Below are 20,721 nucleotides of genomic sequence, written 5' to 3' on the forward strand. Positions count from 1 at the left end.
CGGCATGCCGCGACATGCCGATCGCACCCGGACCCGCCGGACGTCAGGACACGGTGAGCGACTCCGGATCCTCCGCGAAGGCCTTGGCCACGTCGACCGCCAACCGCAACGCCTTCCTCGCCCACGCCGTCGAGGCCCCGGCAAGACCGCAGGCCGGACTCACCGCCACCCGCTCGACCAGGGTAGAGCGCGCGAACCCGAGGCGGTCCACCAGTCGCGCACCGGATTCCGCGACCGTGCGCCAATTCGCCGGACCGGTCGGAGCCGAGGTGGGTACCAGACCGAGGACCAGGTGTTTACCCGCGTCGATGGCGGCGCCGATATCGTCGAGTTGCCCGGTGGTCCCGATAGTCGCCATATCGAATCCGATCGCCGTGGCCGCGCAGCGGCGCAGCAGGCCCAGGGCGGGTTTCTCGGCGCAGGTGTGCACCATGACCGGCACCCGCTGGTGACCGATCATCGTGTCCAGCACCGCCAACGCCTCCGGCTCGGGCAGGGCGGGCACCGTGTTCAGCACGCTCGCCCCGGCCAGGGAACCCGCAAGCACATCGGTGAGCGCCGGTTCGTCCAGTTGCAGCACCACCTCGGCGTTCAGCCGCTTGGCGACCTCGGCGGTATGCCCGGCCACCCCCTCCGCCAGCGATTCCGCCAGATCCCGAAGCGCACCCGGGTCGGTCAGGGCCCGATGTCCGCTCGCCAGCTCGACCTGGGCCGCCAGAGTCAGCGGACCGACCGCCTGCACCTTCACCGTCCGCCCGGCCCCGGACAGGTCTGCGGTCTCCCACACCTCTTCCAGGGTGTCGAGATCGGTGCGCAGCAGATCCCGCGCCCGCCGCGACACCGCGCCCGGCCGGGCGGCCAGCCGATAACCGCGCGGGGTGGTGTCGAATCGCAGGTCCACCAGCAGCGCCGAGGCGCGCCCGACCATATCCGCGCCCACGCCGCGCGCCGGCAGCTCCACCAGATGCGGCAGCCCCGCCAGCTCCCCCACCACGACGGCCGCCGCCTCCCGCGGATCGGTTCCCGGCCACGACCCCACCCCCGTCGCGACCCCGACCGGAAAAACGCCGGAGGCGCTCACCGCGTCGCACCGGCCGCGACGGTCCGGGAGGTCGCGGAAATGGTGCCGCTGCCGAGCACCCGGTCCCCGTCGGCATCGAGTGCGTACAGCACCACGGCCTGGCCGCGCGCCACCCCGCTCAACGGTTCCCGCAACCGCACCGACAGCCCGGCGCCCACCGCCTCGGCGACCGCCGGCGCCGTCCCGCCGTGCGCCCGCACCTGCGCGACACAGTCGAACGGCCCGTCGGGCGCCCGGCCCGACGTCCACACCGCGCGTTCCGCCTCGACCGTCCACACCCGCAGATCCTGCGCCCGGCCCACCCGCACGGTCCCGGACTCGGGATCGATATCGGTCACATACCGCGGCTTCCCGTCCCCGGCCGGGCCCGGCAGGCCGAGTCCCTTGCGCTGCCCGATCGTGAATCCGTGCACACCCTCGTGCCGTCCCAGCTCGGTGCCGTCGGCGTCCACGATCGCGCCCGGCCGAATACCGATCTTCGCCCCGAGAAACGCCCGGGTGTCACCGGACGGGATAAAGCAGATGTCGTGACTGTCCGGCTTGTTCGCCACCGCCAGCCCGCGCTGCGCGGCCTCGTCCCGGATCTGCGGTTTCGGCGTGTCCCCGACCGGGAACATGGCCCGCGACAGCTGCTCGGCGGTGAGCACCGCCAGCACATACGACTGGTCCTTGTCGGTGTCCACGGCACGGCGCAGCACTCCGTTGTCCAGGCGCGCGTAGTGCCCGGTCACCACGGCGTCGAACCCGAGCGCCACCGCCCGGTCCGCCAGCGCCGAGAACTTGATCTTCTCGTTGCACCGCAGACAGGGATTCGGCGTCTCGCCCGCCGCGTACGACGCGACGAAGTCGTCGATCACGTCCTCTTTGAACCGATCCGCGAAATCCCAGACGTAGAACGGGATTCCGAGCACGTCGGCGGCCCGGCGGGCATCCCCGGCGTCCTCCTTGGAGCAGCAGCCGCGCGACCCCGTGCGCAGTGTCCCCGGTGTCGACGACAGTGCCAGATGCACCCCGACAACCTCGTGGCCGGCGTCGACGGCCCGTGCCGCCGCCACTGCCGAATCAACCCCTCCGCTCATCGCGGCGAGTACTCGCATACGCTACGCACCTCCTCTCGCACCGGCCAGACCGGCGGCCTTGGCCCGCTCCACCACCTGCGGTAGTACCTCGAGTAGGGCATGCACATCGGACGGTACCGAGGTATGCCCCAGCGAGAACCGCAGCGAGCCACGCGCCTGCCGCGGCTCCACACCCATCGCGATCAGCACATGACTGGGCGAGGCCACTCCCGCGGTGCAGGCCGATCCGGTCGAACATTCGATACCCGCAGCGTCCAGCAGCATGAGCAGCGAATCGCCCTCACAGCCCGGGAACGTGAAATGCGCGTTCCCCGGCAGCCGCCGTTCGCCGGTCGGCCCGTTGAGCACCGCGTCGGGTATCAGTTCCCGCACACCGGCGATCAGTTCGTCCCGCATGGCCACCAGTTGCGCTGTCCGAGCGGGCATTTCGTGGACGGTCTGACGCAGTGCCGCAGCCAGCCCCATCGCGGCCGCCACATCGGAGGTTCCCGATCGCAGGTCGCGCTCGTGTCCGCCGCCGTGCAGCAGCGGTACACACGGCACCTGCCGACCCAGCAGCAGCACCCCGATTCCGTGCGGCCCGCCGACCTTGTGCCCGGCGAAGCTCGCCGCCGCCAGTCCGCTCGCCGCGAAATCGATCGGTAGCTGCGCCGCGGACTGAACCGCGTCGCTGTGTATCGGAACGCCGAATTCCCTTGCCACCGCGGCAAGTTCCGCGATCGGCTGAATGGTGCCGATCTCGTTGTTCGCCCACATCACGGTGACCAGGGCCACCTCGTCGCCGTGTTCGTCGAGCGCCGCCCGCAGCGTCTGCGGCGATACCGTTCCCTCGTCGTCCACGGGCAGCCAGGTGATCCGCGCGCCCTCGTGCTTCTCCAGCCATTCCACGGCGTCCAGCACCGCGTGGTGTTCGATGGAACCGGCCAGGATGCGGGTGCGTACAGGCTCGGCGTCGCGCCGGGCCCAGTAGATTCCCTTGACCGCCAGATTGTCGCTCTCGGTCCCACCGGAGGTGAAGATCACCTCCGATGGCCGCGCCCCCAGATCGGCGGCGATGGACTCGCGCGCCTCCTCCAGCCGCCGCCGCGCCATCCGTCCGGCACCGTGCAGCGAGGAGGCGTTTCCGAGCATTCCGAGCGCAGCCGTCATCGCCTCGATGGCGGCGGGCAGCATCGGTGTGGTCGCCGCATGATCGAGGTAGACCGTCGTGGGCACACCATTGACCGCACCCGGAAACGCCGACTTCATGACCAGTCAAGGATAGCCGTCGCCCGCTCGCCGTTATTCCTGCCCACTCCCACCGCCCTCATCACGAGAAATATGGACACCTATTGAATGTGCCATTATTTAACGGTACGGTTTTCGGTGTAAGAAGCACGCCGGCGCAGCGCCCTCCGCCCCGGACACTCCGGACCCTCCGGCGGCAACAACCGAACGAGGACCTTCCGATGAATTCGACCCAGCCCCGGGCGCGACGCGCACTCGTCCGTATCGCGATCACCGCCGCACTCGCCGTCGTACCGATGGCCGCCGTCTCCGTATCCGCCCCCGCCGAAGCCCCAGCGCCGGCGCCGGGCATCCAACTCGACAATGTCGACCGCCCCGGCAAAGGCCGCAGCGACAACGGGCACGACAGGGACCGCGGCATCGACAACGGCCGACACAATCGCAATCGCCACGACCACTCCGACTGGAACAACGGCCGCCCCGGCCGCAACCGTCCCGGTGTCCACGACCGCGGACGGGACGACCGCAGCTGGAACCGCGACCGCGACGATCACGGGTGGAACGGCCGCCACGACCACGAGCGGGACCGTGGCCGGCACGATCACGACTACAACCCGCCCCGGCATCTCCCGCCGGCCCCGCACCTGCTGCCCCCACCCCCTCCGCCCATCCTGCTGCCGCCGTTCGTGCTCCCGTGGACCGGCAGCGCCTTCTGACCTGGACCGACCTCTCACCACATCCGAGCCGACGCGCCTCGCCGCCTCGGTGAACGCATCGGCTCGGATGTCAGGGGCCGATCCGCCGTACCGATGCCGCGGGTTCACGGCACATACCATCACCTCATGCCCTCTGTCCGGAAGCTGCACGACTGGCCGTCCACCGAACAGGAGGCCCTCGCCATTCAGCAGCGCCTGCGCCGGCTGGTCCGCGTCGAGCCCGGACCGGCCGGCATCCGGACGGCCGCCGGTCTGGACGTGGCCTATCGCGACAACGACCGGCTCATCGCCGTGGTCACGGTCGTGGATGTGACGAGTCTGAGCGTCCTGGATACCGCCGTGGTCCACGGCAGAGCCGAATTCCCTTATATCTCCGGCCTGTTCGCCTTCCGGGAAGCTCCCCCGCTGCTGCAGGCCCTCACTCGCCTCGACATCGAGCCGGACATCCTGGTCTGCGACGGCCACGGCCTGGCCCACCCCCGCCGATTCGGCCTCGCCTGCCATCTCGGCGTCCTGACCGACCTCCCCAGCATCGGCGTGGGCAAAACCGCCGTCGGCTCCTACGACCAACCCGGCATCCACCGCGGCGATCACACCCCCCTGCTCCTGGACGACGAACCTGTCGGCCGCGCTCTGCGCACCCAGGCGAACGTCAAACCGGTCTTCGTCTCGGTCGGCCACCGTACCGACCTCGACACCGCCTGCGACCTCATCCTGCGTCTCGCCCCGAAATACCGCCTACCCGAAACCACCCGAACGGCGGACCATCTCGGCCGTACCGCCTGAACCTGGCCCTGCCAGGGTCTCACCGTGATTCTCGCCGCCTGCCGCGACGAGAGCTGCCGGACAGTGGACATGGGATCGGCCGAACCCGTCCCGGCCGGATGCGGCCGAGAGCAACGTGGAAACATCAGGCCGTGCGAGCCGATTCGTTCACGTGGCGGTTCGCCTCGGCGAGTACCGCATGCTCCGCATCCGTCAAATCCGTGGCACGTACCGCGCGTTCACAGCGCAGCGCGAGCTCCCGGCGATCGGTTCCCGGCTGTTCGAGCGGCGCCAACACCAGTTCCGCGGTGACCCCGCGCGACCGCAGTACTCGTCTCGCCGAGGCCAGGAGGGTATCGTCGCCGACGAAACCCGGTACGGTGGAATCGTTTCCACTCCGGTCGAGATAGCGCAGGCGGACGGGCTGCACCGGGGTCGCGGTATCGACCGCAGCCTGAAAGAGGGCGGGCCGCAGACGACCGTAGGCGCGTCCGCACCAGGTGGTGCCCTCGGGGAAGACACCGATCCGTTCCCCGGCCGCCAACCGTTTCGACACCTGGTCTACAACATCGGGCAGGCGACGCAACCGCTCCCGGTCGATCGGCACCACCCGCATCAGCCGGGCGAGCCCGCCCAACAGCGGCCAGTCGATCAGATCCGCCCGAGCGACGAAACCGAGCGGCTGCACGGCGGCCAGCGCGAGAATATCGGTCCAGCCGATATGCCCGGCAACGACCAGGACCCCGGTCCCGGGCTCGGCATACCGCGGAGCCCGGGACCGCGCCCGCGGCTCGGCTCGGTCGCCGGCCTCGTCATCGTTCGCCGATACCCGCAGATCGACCACCCGAAGCCGGATACCGCAGCCGCGCAACAGGAACCGGGCGAAACGCCGCTGTACGCCGGAACGCAGACCGGCCGGTGTCAGCAGGTGAACCAGCGGATATGTCACCAGCACCGCGACCACGGCCACCACTCGCCCGGCGGCTCGCAGCACACCCGCCTCCCCGGTGTGCCGCACACATCCGGACGCACAGGGGCTCAACGGCATCCAGGCGTGCATGGGGGATACCGGCACGGTTTCGGCGGCGTGCTCCACCGCCGGCAGCGCCACGACGCCCTCGCCCGGAGCAGCCGCCGACGCGACTCGCTCGATCGTCTTCGGCCGGAACACCACCGGGACTCACCGCCCGCCGTCGAAGGCCGCGGCGGCGCCGCGCAACCGGTCGAGGTATCGGGTGTTGATGGTGTCCAGGCCGAGCAGTGCCACGAAATCCGCGACCGCGAAATCGGGGTCGTGCGCGGGCTCACCGCAGATCTCGGCATTGAGCCGCAGGTACCCTCGCAGCAGGGGCGGCAGCTTCGGGCGCGGGGGTGAGGCCAACTCGTCCAACGGACGACCGTCCACCACCACCGGACGGTACGGTCGCACCCGCCGCGTGGGCTCGCAGCCGTGTCGGGCCAGGACGAAGTCCCGTACGCCCCGCACGTTCACCCCTACCGGATCGGTGGGCGTGTCCTGCATGGGCACCGAGACGCAGCCCATCACCCACTCGTATCCGGTGAGCTGGATGTAGTGCAGGATCCCCGCCCACATCAGGGTGAGCACCGAACCGTTGCGGTGTTCGGGCACCACGCAGGCGCGGCCCATCTCCACGATCCGCATACCGGCGGGATCCAGGTCGGTGAGATCGAATTCGGTGGCCGTGTAGTACCCGCCGGCCGCGGTGACCTTGTCCGGCGGCAGCATTCGGTAGCAGCCGACGAACTCGTCGGTCAGTTCGTCGCGGACCAGCAGGTGATCACAGTGTTCGTCGAAGTGGTCGGCATCGAGCCCGGTGCCGTTGTCCGGGATCCGGAACCCGGGTTCGGCGGCGAAGACGTTGTACCGGAGCCGTTGGGCCGCCCGGCGGTGTTCGGCGTCGGAGGAGACGACCAGTGCGTATCCGGACCTCTGTTCCCCGCTGTCCGTCGGTCGGGCCGGGGCAGTCGGCAGGGACGTAATAGCCATACCCGTAAGCAGGCCATTCGCACACTGCGTCGGAGCGTCCGCCGGGTGTCGCGTCGATGCCGACTCGGTGAACGAGATGTACGTCACACCCGGTATTCACCACGGCGTCGACGGCCGTTCGTCGCGGGTCCGCGTCGGCTTCTCCCGAGTCGGCGCGGCCGCCCCGCACCGGCCGTGTTCCCCACCGTATTCGGGCGCCGACTCTCACGCCGCGGCGCGTGTCCGCTCCGACGACCTCCGCTTGGCCTCCTTCTCGACTTCCGCGAAGCCGGGCCGCCCCGTCCCGATGAACGCCACCAGCCACGACAGCACGGCCACGAACCGGTTCCGGAATCCCACCAGGTAGAACAGGTGCACCGCCAACCACATGAACCAGGCGATGACGCCGCGGAACTTGATGTGGTCGTTGAGTTTGGCAACCGCGCTGAACCGGCTGATCACCGCCATGCTGCCCTTGTCCCAGTACACGAACGGGGTGCCGGGGAGGGTTTTGCGGCGAATGATGTCGGCGACGTGGCGCCCTTCCTGCATGGCCACCGGTGACTGGCCGGGGTAGCCGTTGAGCGAGGTCATATCGCCGATGGCGTAGATATCGGCGTAGCCGCCGACGGTGAGGTCCTGGTTGACGAGCAGCCGCCCGGCCCGGTCGGTTTCGCAACCGGTGGCCTGGGCCAACAGGGCCGTGAACCCGCCCGCCTGCACACCGGCCGACCACACGATGGTCTCGGCCTCGATCTGCCGTTCGACGCCGCCCTTGTCCTTGACGGTCACCCGGCCGTCTTCGATATCGGTGACAAAGGTGCCGAGCAGCACCTCCACCCCGCTGCGGCTCAGCGATTTCTTCGCGTATTCCGACAGCCCGCCGCCGAACGGCGGCAGCACCTCGCCCGCGCCTTCCACCAGGGTCACCGAGACGTCCTGCTTGTAGTAGCGTTTGGCGAGTTCGGTGAGCTGGCCCGCGACTTCGACACCGGTCGCGCCCGCGCCCACCACCACGAAGCTCAGCAGCTTGGCCCGGGTTTCCGGATCGGCCTTCTCGGCCTCGGTGAAGACACGCTCGATCTGGGCCCGTAATAGCTTGGCGTCGTCGATGGTTTTCAGCGAGAAGGTCTTGTCGGCGAAATCGTCGCGCCCGAAATACGACTGGCTCGCGCCGGTGGCGGCGATCAGCGAACCGTAGCGGATACGGCGGGTGCCCTCGGCGGTCTCGTAGGTGAGTTCGGCGATATCCGGGTCTATCCCGACGACCTTGCCCAGCCGCACGTCGGCCTCACGGTTGCGGCGCAGAACGCCCGCGATGGGGGGCGCGATCTCGTCGGACGCCAACACCCCGGTGGCGACCTGGTAGAGCAACGGCTGGAACAGGTGTTCCGGCGTGCTCGAGATCAATACATAGTCCACACCCGACTTGGCCAGCTGCTTGGCGGCGGCAAGCCCGCCGAAGCCCGATCCGACGATGACGACATCCGCATACTCGTTTCCGGTGTCGACCATAGCGATGTTTTGCATATCAGCCTCCTTCACCATGACGAACCGTAATTATCGACAGAGATATTTCAACCTTCAGAGCGCATAATTAAGGAGACTCTTATCTGTATCGCTCATGAATGGAGATCGAAGTGGAGCTTCGCCAGCTCACGTACTTCGTCGCGGTGTGCGAGGAGCTCAGTTTCAGCCGGGCCGCGGCACGGTGTTTCATCTCACAGTCGGCGATCAGCCACCAGATCGCCCGTCTGGAACACGACCTCGGCGTCCAACTCTTCGAACGCTCGACCCGCTCCGTCGCCCCCACCGACGCCAGCACCAAACTCCTGCCCCTGGCCAAGCAGATGCTCAGCCTCGAGTCCGCCATCCGGGCCGCGGTGCGCACATCCGGGCCGAGAATCCGACTGGCCGCGAATATGTCCTTCGCCACTCGCTCCCTGTCGGCCATCGCGGGTGCCCGCGAAGCCCATCCGGGCGCGGAGATCGAATTCGTCATCAAACCCTTCCGCCAGCGTATAGCCGCCGTCGCCGACGGCGACTGTGACCTGGCACTCATCCGCGGCAGCGTCGACCAGCCCGGCCTCACCGTGGAGAAACTCTGGATCGAGGACCTCATGCTCGCCACCGCCCCCACCCACCCCCTCGCCGGCCGCACCGATGTCACCCTGCACGAACTCGGCAACTACCCGCTACTCCTACCCCCGGAATCCGAGCAGGTCCTCCTGCACACCGTGATCCGCAACGCCTTCGCCGATCTCCCCGTCGGCCCCACCTACGGCCCACCCATTCCCCCCGACCACACCGCCACCATGGAGCTCATCAACCATCCCGACGCCTGGACGGTGCTCTACGCCAACAGCCCCACCGAAGGAATCGCCACCATGACCCTCGCCGACCACCGCCTGCGCATACCGGTTTCCGCGGTCCTGCGCTCGGACACGCGTCGCTCCCCGATCCTGACCACCCTGCTGGACGCCCTGCACTCCGCCTAGCTCCACTCTCGACGCGATCGACAACTGCCGAGCCGTAGTGCCGGCCCTTCGGCACCAGTCCCCTCCCCCGTGCTCACCCGGAGCAACCAGGCGACACGAGAACAAACGCAACAGGCCCCCGGGATGGCCATCCCTACCTGGAAACAAGTGAGCCACTATGACGTCCGGCAGCCGATACCGAGGAACGCAATGAGGAATCTCCAATCTTCCCCGACCACACTGGTCGTGGACAGTCTTGATGCCGCGTTCGACGTGATCCGGGAACCGCTCCACGGCCCGGTCCATCGCCCGGCTCCGGGGCGGACCGGGACAGGTGGTATCAACAGACCGTCCTGAACCCGACCAACAGGCAGAGGCGATGCACACCGAGCCCCACTGGATCAGCACGGCCATCACCCCGAACCTCCTGCGCGGCGCCCTGGAACTGGAGCGCACCGAACACGGCGTGCTACCCCACCGGCTACCCGCGTGGGCGCGCGCCCAGTGCTCGGATCCACAGTTGACGATGGCGGAGTCGCAGCCCTCCGGGGTGCGGGTGGTCTTCCGCACCCGCGCCACGGCCCTCGAACTCGACACCCTGCCCGGCAAGCGCGTCTACGTGGGCGCTCCGCCACGCCCGGAGGGCAGATACGACCTGGTCGTCGACGGCCATCGCACCGACCGGGTCTTCACCACCGACGGCCGGATACAGCTCGTCGACCTGATGACCGGCGCCGTCGAGGACCGTCCCGGCCAAATCGCCACACTCCGCTTCACGGGTCTCCCCGAGCGGCTCAAGGACGTCGAGATCTGGCTGCCGTACAACGAGACCACCGAATTGGTCGCGCTGCGCGCCGACGCCGAGATCGAACCGGTGGTGGATACCGACCGACGAGTGTGGCTGCACCACGGCAGTTCGATCAGCCAGGGCTCCAATGCCGCCGGCCCGTCGAGCACCTGGCCCGCCGTGGCGGCCGGCCTCGACGGAGTCGAGCTGATCAACCTCGGTCTGGCAGGCAGCGCCCTGCTCGACCCGTTCACCGCCCGCACCATCCGCGATACCCCCGCCGATCTGATCGGTCTCGAGATGGGCATCAACCTGGTCAACTCCGATGTGATGCGGCTGCGTGCCTTCACCCCGGCGGTGCACGGGTTCCTCGACACCATTCGGGAAGGCCATCCCACCGCGCCGCTGTTGGTGGTGTCACCCTTCTACTGCCCCATCCACGAGGACACCCCCGGCCCGGGCGCGTTCGACCTGGAGGCCCTCCGCGCCGGAGAGTTGCGGTTCCGGGCCACCGGCGAGCCGGGCGAACGCGCGGCGGGGAAGTTGACGCTCACCGTCATTCGGGAGGAACTGTCCCGAATCGTGGAGCAGCGGGCCGCCGAGGACCCGAATCTGCACTACCTCGACGGTATGCAGCTGTACGGGCCGAAGGATTTCGCCGAGCTGCCGCTACCCGACGGGCTACACCCGGACGCCGCCACCCACCGGCTCATCGGGGAGCGCTTCACCAAGCTGGTCTTCGGCGGTAGCGGGCCCTTCTCGACGGACCGGAGACCCTGAGAGCACGGCCCGAAGGTTCGGACAAATGTCCACCGGCCCGGCACGCGTGTCGCGGCCGGGCCGGTGGGCGCCTCGACGGTCGGGCAGTGAGCGTCGAAGCTGCCGGTGGTCATGCCCTGGGCAGAGAGCGCCACCGGTGACCCGAGTGGCGAGGGATGTGGCACTCGAGTCGCTTGGTTCGGCTGTTCGGATGGTTCACGAGCGGGGCCGCTGGTCGAGAACGGCTCCTCGCGGCGCGGGCCGGACCTCCCCGTTGCGCAGGATCAGCACACCCGGGCTGCCGTCGGGCAGACGGTAGCCGGGCAGTTCGCGTTCGATGTTCTCGCGCAGGATCACACGGTCGACATCGGGGCGTTCCTGACCGTTGACGATGATCCTCTTCTCCGCGTGTACCGGCGCGGCCGCCGCGCCGCCCACCGCGGCACCGGCGATACCGATACCGCACACGGCGGCCGCGAACTTGGCCATCGAATTCAGCTTCACTGGAACTCTTTGTCTCGCTGCCTGTTTCGTCGATCCGCAAACCAACTTTCCGACAGTCGCAACGCTGGTTCCGCTCGCTGCGGACCCGGTGTCGGCCGGCTGTGACTCCGCTGGGAGCTCACAGCCTTCCTGAGGGACGTCCGTCAATAGGCGGTGATGATGTGCCCGGGGCTCCACATCCCCCCTCGGCGCACCGGGTCGAGTGAGATCCGGGCGGGCCGGGCGTCGCGGTCGAGCGGGATGAACCGCTCGACCGAACCCCAGTCGCGGTCCCAGTCGTCGTTCAGATAGGCGGGCAGGGTGCGCGCGGTGAACAGGAGCTGCGTCCAGCCGAGCGGGCCACCCCCGTCATGGCCTTGCCACAGGTTGGTGATGGTGGCGCCGTTGCGGTCGGGCAGGATGCGATATTCGGGCAGTTGGGAGACACCGGCCCGGGTGGGCAGGTGGTTCTGGCAGGGGAAGTTCAGGCCGACGGCCCAGTCGAGCAGAACCGGGGTGCGCGAGCCGACCAGGTCGTTCAGCGTGGTCGTCCGCGGGACGCGCGGCGGGGTGACCGCGAGCCATTGATCCTGGTTCAGATCCCGGTCATCGGCCACCAGGCGTACCGCGTCGGCGTCGCCGGACAGCCGGTCCAGCGGTACACGCAGGTTGCGCCACATCGGGGAGGGGCCGATATCGATCGGCAGCGCCCGCCCCAGGGCCTGCACACTGCCGTCGGGCCGGGTCCGGCCGTATTCGAGTTCGAGGCTCTGACCGTAGTGCTCGATGCCGTCGGAGTCGACGGAACGGATTCGGCCGGCCACGGCGATGGCGATGATCTTCCCGCGCTCGCCGGTGCTGGTGTCGGGGAGGCCGTACCAGCCGGTGGTCAGCGCGGCGGGGGTCTGGTCGCCATCCTGGTAGCTGCCGAGAATAGGGGTGCTCGCGGGGTCGAGCCCAAAGGGCAGGGCGACGCTGCCGCCGTTGACTCCGGTGCCCCGCGAGGTATCCGATTGGGAACCCGCGGACCGGGCGGCGTCGCGCAGTTCGTCCGGGTTGTCGGAGACCGAGTTGGCTCGGCCGGTGGTGGTTTCGACCTCGTCGGAGGCCAGCACCGACGCGACACCGTTCGGATCGAAGCCGGTGGGCTCGGTTCCGGCCAGGGCGGTGGCGATATCGCCGGACAGCGGCCGCAGCATGGACGCGTTGGGGTCGGTTTCCACGAGTACGTCGTCGGCCAGACCGCACCCGCCGGAGAACGCCGCGGCCACATTGGATTTCGTCAGCGAATACGCCGGGTACTGGGCGAGGGCCGCCTTGACGAACGACAGCACCACGAACAGCACCATGACCGCCGACGCGACCACCAGGATCGGTATACGAGCCGGCAGTTGGTGCGCCCGACGCGGTCGCGTCTCCGGCCGGATATGGAACCAGGCGGCCACGGCCAGCGCGAACACCGTCGCGGCCGCCGCCACGGTCGACAGGCCCGTTCCCGCCAGAGTGGGCGGCTTGTCCCACCAGGGGACCCCCCACGAGGACACATACCAGTAGCCGTTGGCGCCCACAAAGGTCATGGCCAGCGCGAAAAAGACCGCGGCGGCGAACAGCGCCCGGTTCCGCAGCGGCCGCATGACCCGCGGGCCGACGGCGACGGCCGTCAGGGCGGCGACGCAGGTGCCTAGTCCGACGAAAACCCCGAATTGGTGGGTCCATTTGGTGGGGGAGAACATCATCAGCGCCATCGCGGCGACGGTGATGCCGATGACACGCCGCGACGGTCCCACCGCCGTCCCCGGGATGTGGCCGCCGCGGCGCAGCATCGTCACCACGCAGACGAGCAGGCCCAACAGCATTACGAACATGCCGAAACGCCGGGTGAGCCAGCCGTCGGCATTGAGCTGCAGCAGATACTGGTAGCGCAGGAATTCGAAGAACCACGGTTCGCCCGGACCGATCCGCCCGTGCACCCGCACCATTTCGAGCACCGCCGCCAGGGTCCGATCGGCGAATACCACGGCCAGTACGACCAGGCCCGCGGCGAGCCCCGGCAGCAGCAACGGCAGATACCCGACGGTCCTCGCCCGCCGCACGAGTATCTCGACCAGCCCCCGGGCACCCGCCAGCAGCGCGCCGGCACAGATCAGCCCCGACGGGGCGACGGTCAGGGTGAACGCGGCGACGATGATCGCCATCGCCGCGGGCAGCAGCCGTCGGGTGGCGAGGGCCCGTTCGACCGACACCCAGGTGAGCACGACGCCCAACGCCACGAACGGTTCGGCCCGCAGCCCGTTGTTGTACGGCAGCCAGAACGCCAGGAACACCAGGGCGGCGGTCCACACCACGACCTTGTCGTTGTGCACGGCGCGGCCGAGCCGGGGCAGCACCTCGCGGCTGACCACCCACCAGGTGAGCACGGCGACCAGCAACGTCGGCAGCCGAACCCACGGGCTCGCCGTCGACACATGCGTCAGCCAGGAGATCACGTCGGTGTAGGGGGTGTAGAACGGGCCCTCGTCGACGCTGAACCACCGGTAGTAGTTCGACATGTAGCCGGAGTTGCGGGCATCCCGGGCCATCCCGAGGATGTAGCCGTCGTCGGAGGTGTTTGCGCCGATGAAATGCCATACCAGCAGGGTCGTGAATACCACCCGGTCGGTGGGCCGCAGGCGCCACCAGCGCGCGGGCAGGAATCGGCGGGTCCATCGGCCGTCGGTGCCGTCCAAGCGGTGCAGCGCCACCAGCGCGACCGCGGTCGCGAGCAGGCAGGCCACGATAACGGCGAGTTTCAGCGGGGTCGGCGAGGTGGAGAAACGCGAGTCGACGTCGATATCGACACGCATATCGCCGGGCACGGTGTCGGTCAGCTCGCTGAACACACCCACGACCTGCGGGCGCATATCGGCCTCGACGGTGGCGCCGGCGACCGTTGTCCCGTCGACCGATACGACGGTCCGCGCCGAGGACATCTCGACGCCGACCGAGCACCCCTGCCCGCGGACCGTCTCCAGCGGAGCCGACCACAGCAGCGTATTGCGGGAGACGATGTCGACCCGCCCCGGGCGGTCCACGGTATCGGCGACAACCTTCGCCACGAACCCGTACCGCTCCATATCCGGCGACTGCCGCGGCACGGTCGATACGGCGACACCCCCGGATTCGGCGAGCGCGGTGAACGCCGCGCAGGGGAGGTGGGCCGACAGCCCGGCCGGCGCGTAGGCGGTCAGCGGCGCCTCGACACTGTCCGCCGTCCCGGCCTCCGGCCAGGTCACCGACGCGGACTCCATCTCGACCGGTAGGAACGGCAGCGCCACCGCGAGCACTGCCCCCAACAGGCCCGCGATCCACGCGACCGGGCGAGCCCATCCTGTGGTTCCGTCCCACCGCTCGGGTTCGTCCACGGACGGCCGCACCGTCCAGATCACAGTGTCAGCCACAGGCGGTGATCGTAACGGACCTTCCCGTATCGGCCGGTCCCCAGCTGTCGCTCCGGATTTCCTCGGCTGTTCCGCCGATATTGTGCGTAGGGCTCTGGACGTGTCTCCGACACGCCGCCCGCTGATCGCGAGGGCTCGGTTCGACTCGCCCATACGGTATTCAGGGACGAGCCGGAATCGTTTCCGTAGGGCGATGCGCTCACCCGGTCTCGTCGACGAGGATCGGTCGGGTACCGGTCTGCCCGCGCCCTGGGCACTCGGGTAGGCGACATCCGTATCGGAAGGTGGGTCCATGAAGTTGGAAGCCGGGCAGGTCGCGGTCATCACCGGCGCCGCGAACGGGATCGGGAAGGCGCTGGCCACCGCCCTGGCAGGCCGGGCTCTGCGCGTGGTTCTCGCCGATGTCGACGCGGAGCCGCTCGAGCGGGTCGCCGAGGAAATCGGCGACCCGACCCTCGCGGTACCCACCGATGTCGCCGATCTCGACCAGGTCCGGCGGTTGGCGCAGCGGACGTTGGACGAATTCGGCCGGGTCGATCTCATCGTCAACAACGCGGGTGTATCGACCGGCGGGCCCTGTTGGGAAGTCGATCCGGCGGAATGGCGGCGGCTGTGGTCGGTCAATGTGGAGGGTGTGGTGAACGGGATCCACACGTTTGTCCCGTATCTGATCGCGGCCGGCCGGGGGCATATCGTCAACACTTCCTCGCTGGCCGGGCTGACCACTGGGCCGTTCGGCGCGCCGTACGCGTCGAGCAAACACGCGGTCCTGTCGATCTCGGAGGCCTTGCACGCGGAACTGGAGCTCCTCGCACCCGGGGTGCATGTCACCGCGGTATGCCCGGGCCCGGTCGACACCCGGATGATGCGCGGCCTGATCGATGGCGTGGCCTCCTCCCGCGACCAGGGCGACGCGGCCGCCGCGTTACCGTCCGAGCTGCTGGAAAAACTCGCGCCGTTGGCGCAGCACGTCGAGGAGATGGCCAAGGACCTCATGTCCCCCGAGCAGGCCGCGGAGATCATCGTCGCGGCGATCGAATCGGACCGGGTCTATGTCACCACCCACCCGGAGATGGCCCAGGCCGCCCGCACCCGAACCGAGACCATCCTGGCTTCCTTCGGCACACCCGCCGGCTAACCGACCGGCTCCGCCCGAGGGTGGCCCTGTCCCGGTCCCTCTCGGGCCCGGTTGTCCGGCGCGGACTGCCGTCATGACGCGATACCGATTGTTCGGCCGAACCGGATGGCGTGTCTCCGAACTCGTTCCGGGCACCATGGCGATCGCCGACGAGTACCGGCGGATTTTGGAGGTCTTCGCCCACGCGGGAGGCGATTTCGTCGACACCGCCTCCGCCTACGGCGCGGGTGAGGAGAGGCTCGGTTCCGTGGTCGACCGCTGCGACCGATTCCTCATCGGCACCGAGTACACGCTGACCCGCGACCCTGGTGATCCCAATACCTCGGGTAATCAACGCGAGAACCTGACCTGCTCGCTCGACCAGAGCCTGCGGCGGCTGCGCACCGACTATTTCGAGGAATCCGGCCCTTGGCGCTTACCGCAGATAGCGGACACCATGTGCGGTAACTCGGACATCGACCTGGGGCCTGCCCGGCCTCGTTCTAGTCCTCCGTTGTAGCTGCACCGACCAGCGAGAACGGGCATATCCGTTGCTTTTTCGGCGATCTACCGGAACCCCTGGTTACCGCCGATGTCGACCTCGATACCGGCTGCTTGTCAGCATTGCAGGGGCGCCGCGTCTCGATGCCTCGGTCGAGGACAGGGCGAACTCGCGGCACTGTGGAGGGTGCTGCCGGTGACCTGGGTCAGTCCCCACAGAACCAGTGCGGAGAGGGAGTAGACCGCGCCGACCCAGCAGGAGGCCGGCCATCCCCAGGTACCGTATGCCCAGGTGGTCGTGATCGCGCCGAGGGCGGACCCGAGGGAATAGAAGGTCATGTAGGCGCCTATGACGCTGCCGGTGCGGTGCGGGTGCGCTGCGGTCAGCAGGTGTTGACTGCTGACATGCACTGCCTGGACGGCGAAGTCGAGCAGGACGACGCCGATGACGAGCAGCCACAGGGTTGTTTCGGTCCGGGCGATGAGCAGCCAGGAGGCGGTGAGCAACGCCAGTGAGGAACCGGTGATCGCCTGCGCGTGCCCGGAGTCGGCCCATCGCCCCGCGCGGGCGGCGCCGAGCGCTCCGGCCAGGCCCGCCAATCCGAATAGGCCGATCTGCGTGGTGCCGAAGTTCCAGGGCTCGGCGCCGAGGAGGAGGGCGAGCCCGCTCCAAAGGGTTCCGAAGGACGCGAAGAGGAAGAAGGTGATCAGGCCTCGGCTCAGGAACAGGCGGTCCGTGCGCGCGAGCCGCCCCAGCGATGCCGGCACCTGCGCGTACCGCATACCGGGAGTTCTGTGGTCAGGGTCGAGTGTCGCGCGGACGGTGAGGGCCAGAGCCACGCAGAGCGCGGCGAGCAGCGCGTACACGGCATGCCAGCCGACCGTGTCGCCCAGGACACCCGCGAGGACACGGACGCCGAGGATACCGATCACCACACCCGAGGTGACCGCGCCGATATTGCGTCCCCGCTCGCTCGGCGCGGAGATGGCAGCGACATAGGCGACGGTCACCTGAACCACGACCGCGAACAGACCCGCGATCGCCAGCCCCGTCACCGCGACGGCACTGTTCGGGGCAGCGGCCGCGACCGCAGCCCCCGCGGCGGTGAGTACCAGGTGCACGGTGATGAGGCGACGACGATTCACCACGTCTCCGAGCGGGGCCAGCAGGACCAGACCGGCGAAGTAGCCGATCTGCCCGGCGGCGACCAGTCCGCCCAGTGACTCGCGCGCCAATCCCAAGTCGGCGCCCGCCGCCTCCAATACCGGCTGGATCGCATAGATCGTCGATACGGCCACTGCGCACACCAGCGCCAAGACGAATCGCTGCGATCCTGTGACTCCTGTCGCCATCACACCTCCCGAATCGGTAGCAAAACGCAACCATTTGACAGTAGGGCATAATAGTTTCGAATTGCAACCGATCGGGAGGAAGCTCATGACCGCGACACTCGGGTCCGACCGCGCGTGGACCGATCCCACCTGCCCTGTCGCGCGAACTGTCGACCTCGTGGGCGACCGGTGGAGCCTGCTGATCGTGCGCGACGCCATGGACGGCGCGGCGACCTTCACCGAATTCCGGCAGCGGCTCGGGATCGCCCGCAACATCCTCACCGATCGCCTGCGCAGGCTCGTCGACCACGGCATCCTCACCACGAGCACCACTCCCGGCGGCAAGCGACACATCTACGAACTCACCGAAGCCGGGCAGGACCTCTTCACCATCGTCGTGGCGTTGCGCCAATGGGGAGAACGCCACGCCTTCACCGGCAACGAACCCCATTCGACACTCATCGACCGTCACGGCAGCCCCGTAGCCCGGCTGCGCACCGAAAACCACGAGGGCAAGCTCGTCACCGCGGCGACCACCCGAGTCCACAAGGTGGACGAACACGACGCCTCGGTGGCAGATGCGTGACCGGCTGCATGACAAGCCATTCGAACAGAGCGGCCTCCGGCATGAGAGGGCACGCATATTCGACGCGCCCAGGCAACCAGGTGGTCAATGGTCAAACCCTGTCCATGAGCCGGGCCGCTATCCGTTCCCGATGCCGCTGGTCGGGCTGGTCCTGTCGGCAGTGCTCGTCCTCCCATCGCCTCGTGGTCGTGGCGATCGGAGTCAGGATGACCGGTTCTTCTCCGGAGCTGGTCGAGAACTTCGGGACCCGGCCGTGGCGCTGTCGCAGCCGAAAGTATTGGCCGGCAATCCACCGCTGCGGCGGTTGCGGCGAGATCTGTCACAGGTGTGGAGTTCCGGCAGTAATCGCGCGAAAAACAACGAAGTTGCCTGGATCAGCGGTGATCACGTTTGTACCGAAGCGGGCTTTCGCGTTCGGGTCCGGTAGCAATGGCGGAAAATCCAACGAAGTTGCCGGTAACGCCCTCTTGGGGAACCGCCGCGCCGATAACCACGACACGGCGGGATTCCCCGCCACGATGAAGCGGCCCCGGCCAGAATCCTGGATTCGGTCGGGGCCGCTTCATATCCCGACTGGAGGGGGTCGCCGTAGTATTCGCCGAAAACCGGGCGGATATGAACATAGCCGCCGATCAGGACGGATACGGCGCTGCCCTCGGCCACTCGCGTCAGACGCGAGAAACCCGCATCCGATGCGAGTCGGCAGCACGTGGATGTCCGCAGACCTTCGTTCGCAAGACACCTTCGAGGGCAATGCGTTTCCGCAGGTCGAATTTGTAACGCACGCCGTGTTGTCCCTCTATCCGTAACGGCTCGCGGTACGCAATCGATGGTCAAGCAATAGTGAAGCAATGTGGAAGATGGGATTTCGAATGAGAAGGACGACAACCGTCGCCACACGGATCGTCGTTGCCACCGCTGTGGTTTCGGGCTTCGCCGCGGTACTCGGCTCCCCTGCGGCCCAAGCCGCGCCGCAGGACTGCGTTGTCACACGGGACCTGGTCGGCGCGACGGCGACGTGCCACGACGACGCCCCCGTTGGGCGGGAGTACGCTCTGACCGTTGAGTGTTTCGGCCTGCACGGTGTGCCCAATGCCTTTCCCCTCATGGCTATCGGCCCTTACCAGGGTTCGTGGAGTGGTTCCTTCGGTCCGTCCGGTCACGGCACGGCCTCGTGCTTGGGCCCCCTGAGCATCGGGACCGCTACAAACGCCTACGTCGCGATCTACCGGGACTGATCCATCGCGCGGCATCGGCCGGGTGATCAAGCCACCGCATGCCGCAGTCCCGGGAAAGTGGAACGGGCCTCGGACGGCGATCCCGCGCCGGCTCGCAATAGTGCAGGGCCCCGGGCAGTCACCAAGGCGCGCGTGGCACATGGCGGCGCGCAGCACCACCTCACCCCACACCTGCGGTTCGGCCGTCCGCATCGCGACCGGGTCGACCTGAGCGGACGACAAGATCTCCTCGAGCCGGTGACGGTGCACCCGCGCGGTTTCGTGGGCGATCTGCTCGGCACGGTCGGCGTCCAGGACTGCCGCGACCCCGTCCCCCGCTACTCGGACGAGTGAGATGCAGCTCCGGTCAGATATCGCCTTTGGCGGCCACACCCGTGATCAGCGGTCGAACAATCGGGGGCATTCCCCGCCACGACGTTTCCTGGACGTCTTCGAGCTCCAGCCCGCTTGCCCGGATCAGCTCGAGGGTGGCACGGTTGCAGTGGCAGCCCTCCGCAAACCGGCGCCACGGGCCGGCGAGGCGGTCTTGCCAATAGGCGAGTCGCGGCGACTGGGAACGTACGTGCTCGAGAAACAGCAGCCGGCCGCGGGGGTGCAACACGCGCTCGATCTCCCGCAACACCGGGTCAGGGTCGTCGACAGTGCACAACACGAGCGTTGAGACGACCGTGTCCACGGTTTCGTCCGCGAACGGCAGTCGTTCCGCCGATGCGTCGAGAACACGCGCCCGACGTCGACTGCGACGCAGCCTCCGCGCCAACTGCGCACGCATCGCGGCCTCCGGTTCGGTCAAGATCAGCTCGTCGAGGCCGTCAGGGTAGTACCCCAGGTTAAGACCGGTACCGCTGCCGAGTTCGACAGTCCGCCCCCTCGCACCGCTGAGCAAATCCCGACGACGAGCGCCCATACCCGCCCTCTCGCCCACCCACAGCAGAGGGTCATACAGCGCCGCGAACGCCCGCGCCCACAGGTTCGAGCCCTCCACCGTTACCGCCGGCACGGCACCACTGCTCACACACTCGACGGTACGCCGGTGGGCATCATCGCGCATGTCCAGCTCGTCGAGCAGGGTGGGCAGCCGCCGGAAGTTCGGCCGCGCCGTGTGCCGGTCACCGGTGCGCCTTACTTTGCGGCCGACGGTGCACATGC

At 68.4% G+C, this 20,721-nt stretch carries 19 protein-coding genes; 9 read left to right on the plus strand and 10 right to left on the minus strand.

Features of this window, described 5'->3' with window-relative positions:
- Nucleotides 1-43 precede the first annotated feature (43 nt).
- Genes ON20_RS17810 through ON20_RS17820 form a run of 3 tightly spaced genes read right to left on the minus strand, consistent with a single transcriptional unit; the run spans nucleotide 44 to nucleotide 3,408 of the window.
- Nucleotides 44-1,081 (minus strand): methionine synthase, encoded by a 1,038-nt coding sequence (locus ON20_RS17810; RefSeq protein WP_040836949.1) that lies wholly within the window; start codon nucleotides 1,079-1,081, stop codon nucleotides 44-46.
- A complete protein-coding gene (gene mnmA, locus ON20_RS17815) occupies nucleotides 1,078-2,178 on the minus strand; it encodes a tRNA 2-thiouridine(34) synthase MnmA (protein ID WP_040836950.1) in 1,101 nt (366 codons plus the stop codon). Before mnmA ends, ON20_RS17810 begins: the two co-directional genes overlap by 4 nt.
- A 3-nt stretch (nucleotides 2,179-2,181) precedes the next feature.
- On the minus strand, nucleotides 2,182-3,408 hold the full coding sequence (locus ON20_RS17820; protein WP_051162722.1) for a cysteine desulfurase family protein: 1,227 nt from the start codon (nucleotides 3,406-3,408) through the stop codon (nucleotides 2,182-2,184).
- Between the two features lie 200 nt (nucleotides 3,409-3,608).
- Between ON20_RS17820 and ON20_RS17825 the strand changes: the two genes are divergently transcribed.
- Nucleotides 3,609-4,103: a hypothetical protein gene (locus ON20_RS17825; protein ID WP_040836951.1), complete on the plus strand. Its 495-nt coding sequence runs from the start codon at nucleotides 3,609-3,611 to the stop codon at nucleotides 4,101-4,103.
- Nucleotides 4,104-4,229: 126 nt separating this feature from the next.
- On the plus strand, nucleotides 4,230-4,889 hold the full coding sequence (locus ON20_RS17830; RefSeq protein WP_040836954.1) for an endonuclease V: 660 nt from the start codon (nucleotides 4,230-4,232) through the stop codon (nucleotides 4,887-4,889).
- 124 nt (nucleotides 4,890-5,013) lie between these two features.
- Here ON20_RS17830 and ON20_RS17835 read toward each other — a convergent pair whose 3' ends face one another.
- The 3 genes from ON20_RS17835 to ON20_RS17845 all read right to left on the minus strand — a co-directional run bounded on the left by ON20_RS17835 (nucleotide 5,014) and on the right by ON20_RS17845 (nucleotide 8,385).
- Nucleotides 5,014-6,042 (minus strand): lysophospholipid acyltransferase family protein, encoded by a 1,029-nt coding sequence (locus tag ON20_RS17835; protein WP_306306858.1) that lies wholly within the window; start codon nucleotides 6,040-6,042, stop codon nucleotides 5,014-5,016.
- Between the two features lie 6 nt (nucleotides 6,043-6,048).
- Nucleotides 6,049-6,876, minus strand: coding sequence for a GNAT family N-acetyltransferase (locus ON20_RS17840; RefSeq protein WP_040836957.1), 828 nt, complete (start codon nucleotides 6,874-6,876; stop codon nucleotides 6,049-6,051).
- A gap of 204 nt (nucleotides 6,877-7,080) precedes the next feature.
- Nucleotides 7,081-8,385: an NAD(P)/FAD-dependent oxidoreductase gene (locus ON20_RS17845; RefSeq protein WP_051162735.1), complete on the minus strand. Its 1,305-nt coding sequence runs from the start codon at nucleotides 8,383-8,385 to the stop codon at nucleotides 7,081-7,083.
- 110 nt (nucleotides 8,386-8,495) lie between these two features.
- Here ON20_RS17845 and ON20_RS17850 point away from each other — a divergent pair, with 110 nt between their 5' ends.
- The gene (locus tag ON20_RS17850) at nucleotides 8,496-9,353 is read left to right on the plus strand and encodes a LysR family transcriptional regulator (protein WP_040837027.1); all 858 of its coding nucleotides are present in this window, start codon (nucleotides 8,496-8,498) and stop codon (nucleotides 9,351-9,353) included.
- A gap of 358 nt (nucleotides 9,354-9,711) precedes the next feature.
- The gene (locus tag ON20_RS17855; RefSeq protein WP_040836958.1) at nucleotides 9,712-10,899 is read left to right on the plus strand and encodes a GDSL-type esterase/lipase family protein; all 1,188 of its coding nucleotides are present in this window, start codon (nucleotides 9,712-9,714) and stop codon (nucleotides 10,897-10,899) included.
- 195 nt (nucleotides 10,900-11,094) lie between these two features.
- Here ON20_RS17855 and ON20_RS17860 read toward each other — a convergent pair whose 3' ends face one another.
- On the minus strand, nucleotides 11,095-11,367 hold the full coding sequence (locus tag ON20_RS17860) for a hypothetical protein (protein ID WP_157228878.1): 273 nt from the start codon (nucleotides 11,365-11,367) through the stop codon (nucleotides 11,095-11,097).
- A gap of 158 nt (nucleotides 11,368-11,525) precedes the next feature.
- A complete protein-coding gene (locus ON20_RS17865) occupies nucleotides 11,526-14,798 on the minus strand; it encodes an arabinosyltransferase domain-containing protein (protein WP_040836962.1) in 3,273 nt (1,090 codons plus the stop codon).
- A 292-nt stretch (nucleotides 14,799-15,090) separates the two neighbouring features.
- On the opposite strand from ON20_RS17865, the gene ON20_RS17870 reads away from it, so the two are divergent.
- Both ON20_RS17870 and ON20_RS17875 read left to right on the plus strand, forming a co-directional pair.
- A complete protein-coding gene (locus tag ON20_RS17870) occupies nucleotides 15,091-15,936 on the plus strand; it encodes an SDR family oxidoreductase (protein WP_040836964.1) in 846 nt (281 codons plus the stop codon).
- A 73-nt stretch (nucleotides 15,937-16,009) separates the two neighbouring features.
- The gene (locus tag ON20_RS17875; protein WP_040836966.1) at nucleotides 16,010-16,435 is read left to right on the plus strand and encodes an aldo/keto reductase; all 426 of its coding nucleotides are present in this window, start codon (nucleotides 16,010-16,012) and stop codon (nucleotides 16,433-16,435) included.
- A 98-nt stretch (nucleotides 16,436-16,533) separates the two neighbouring features.
- On the opposite strand, the gene ON20_RS17880 is transcribed toward ON20_RS17875, so the two are convergent.
- On the minus strand, nucleotides 16,534-17,769 hold the full coding sequence (locus ON20_RS17880; RefSeq protein WP_051162724.1) for an MFS transporter: 1,236 nt from the start codon (nucleotides 17,767-17,769) through the stop codon (nucleotides 16,534-16,536).
- Nucleotides 17,770-17,854: 85 nt separating this feature from the next.
- Here ON20_RS17880 and ON20_RS17885 point away from each other — a divergent pair, with 85 nt between their 5' ends.
- The 3 genes from ON20_RS17885 (at nucleotide 17,855) to ON20_RS17895 (ending at nucleotide 19,905) form a co-directional block, all read left to right on the plus strand.
- Nucleotides 17,855-18,334: a winged helix-turn-helix transcriptional regulator gene (locus ON20_RS17885; protein ID WP_040836968.1), complete on the plus strand. Its 480-nt coding sequence runs from the start codon at nucleotides 17,855-17,857 to the stop codon at nucleotides 18,332-18,334.
- 872 nt (nucleotides 18,335-19,206) lie between these two features.
- Nucleotides 19,207-19,572, plus strand: a complete 366-nt coding sequence (locus tag ON20_RS17890; protein ID WP_040837029.1) for a hypothetical protein — start codon at nucleotides 19,207-19,209, stop codon at nucleotides 19,570-19,572.
- Nucleotides 19,573-19,704: 132 nt separating this feature from the next.
- Nucleotides 19,705-19,905 carry a hypothetical protein gene (locus ON20_RS17895; RefSeq protein WP_157228879.1) on the plus strand — a complete coding sequence of 67 codons (201 nt, stop codon included), beginning with the start codon at nucleotides 19,705-19,707 and terminating at the stop codon, nucleotides 19,903-19,905.
- Nucleotides 19,906-19,918: 13 nt separating this feature from the next.
- Here the strand turns inward: ON20_RS17895 and ON20_RS17900 are convergent, their stop codons facing one another.
- Complete coding sequence (locus ON20_RS17900; RefSeq protein ID WP_245547296.1) at nucleotides 19,919-20,719, minus strand: class I SAM-dependent methyltransferase; 801 nt, start codon at nucleotides 20,717-20,719, stop codon at nucleotides 19,919-19,921.
- Nucleotides 20,720-20,721 lie beyond the last annotated feature (2 nt).

The organism is Nocardia brevicatena NBRC 12119 (genome assembly GCF_000308495.1).
GTDB lineage: Bacteria > Actinomycetota > Actinomycetes > Mycobacteriales > Mycobacteriaceae > Nocardia > Nocardia brevicatena.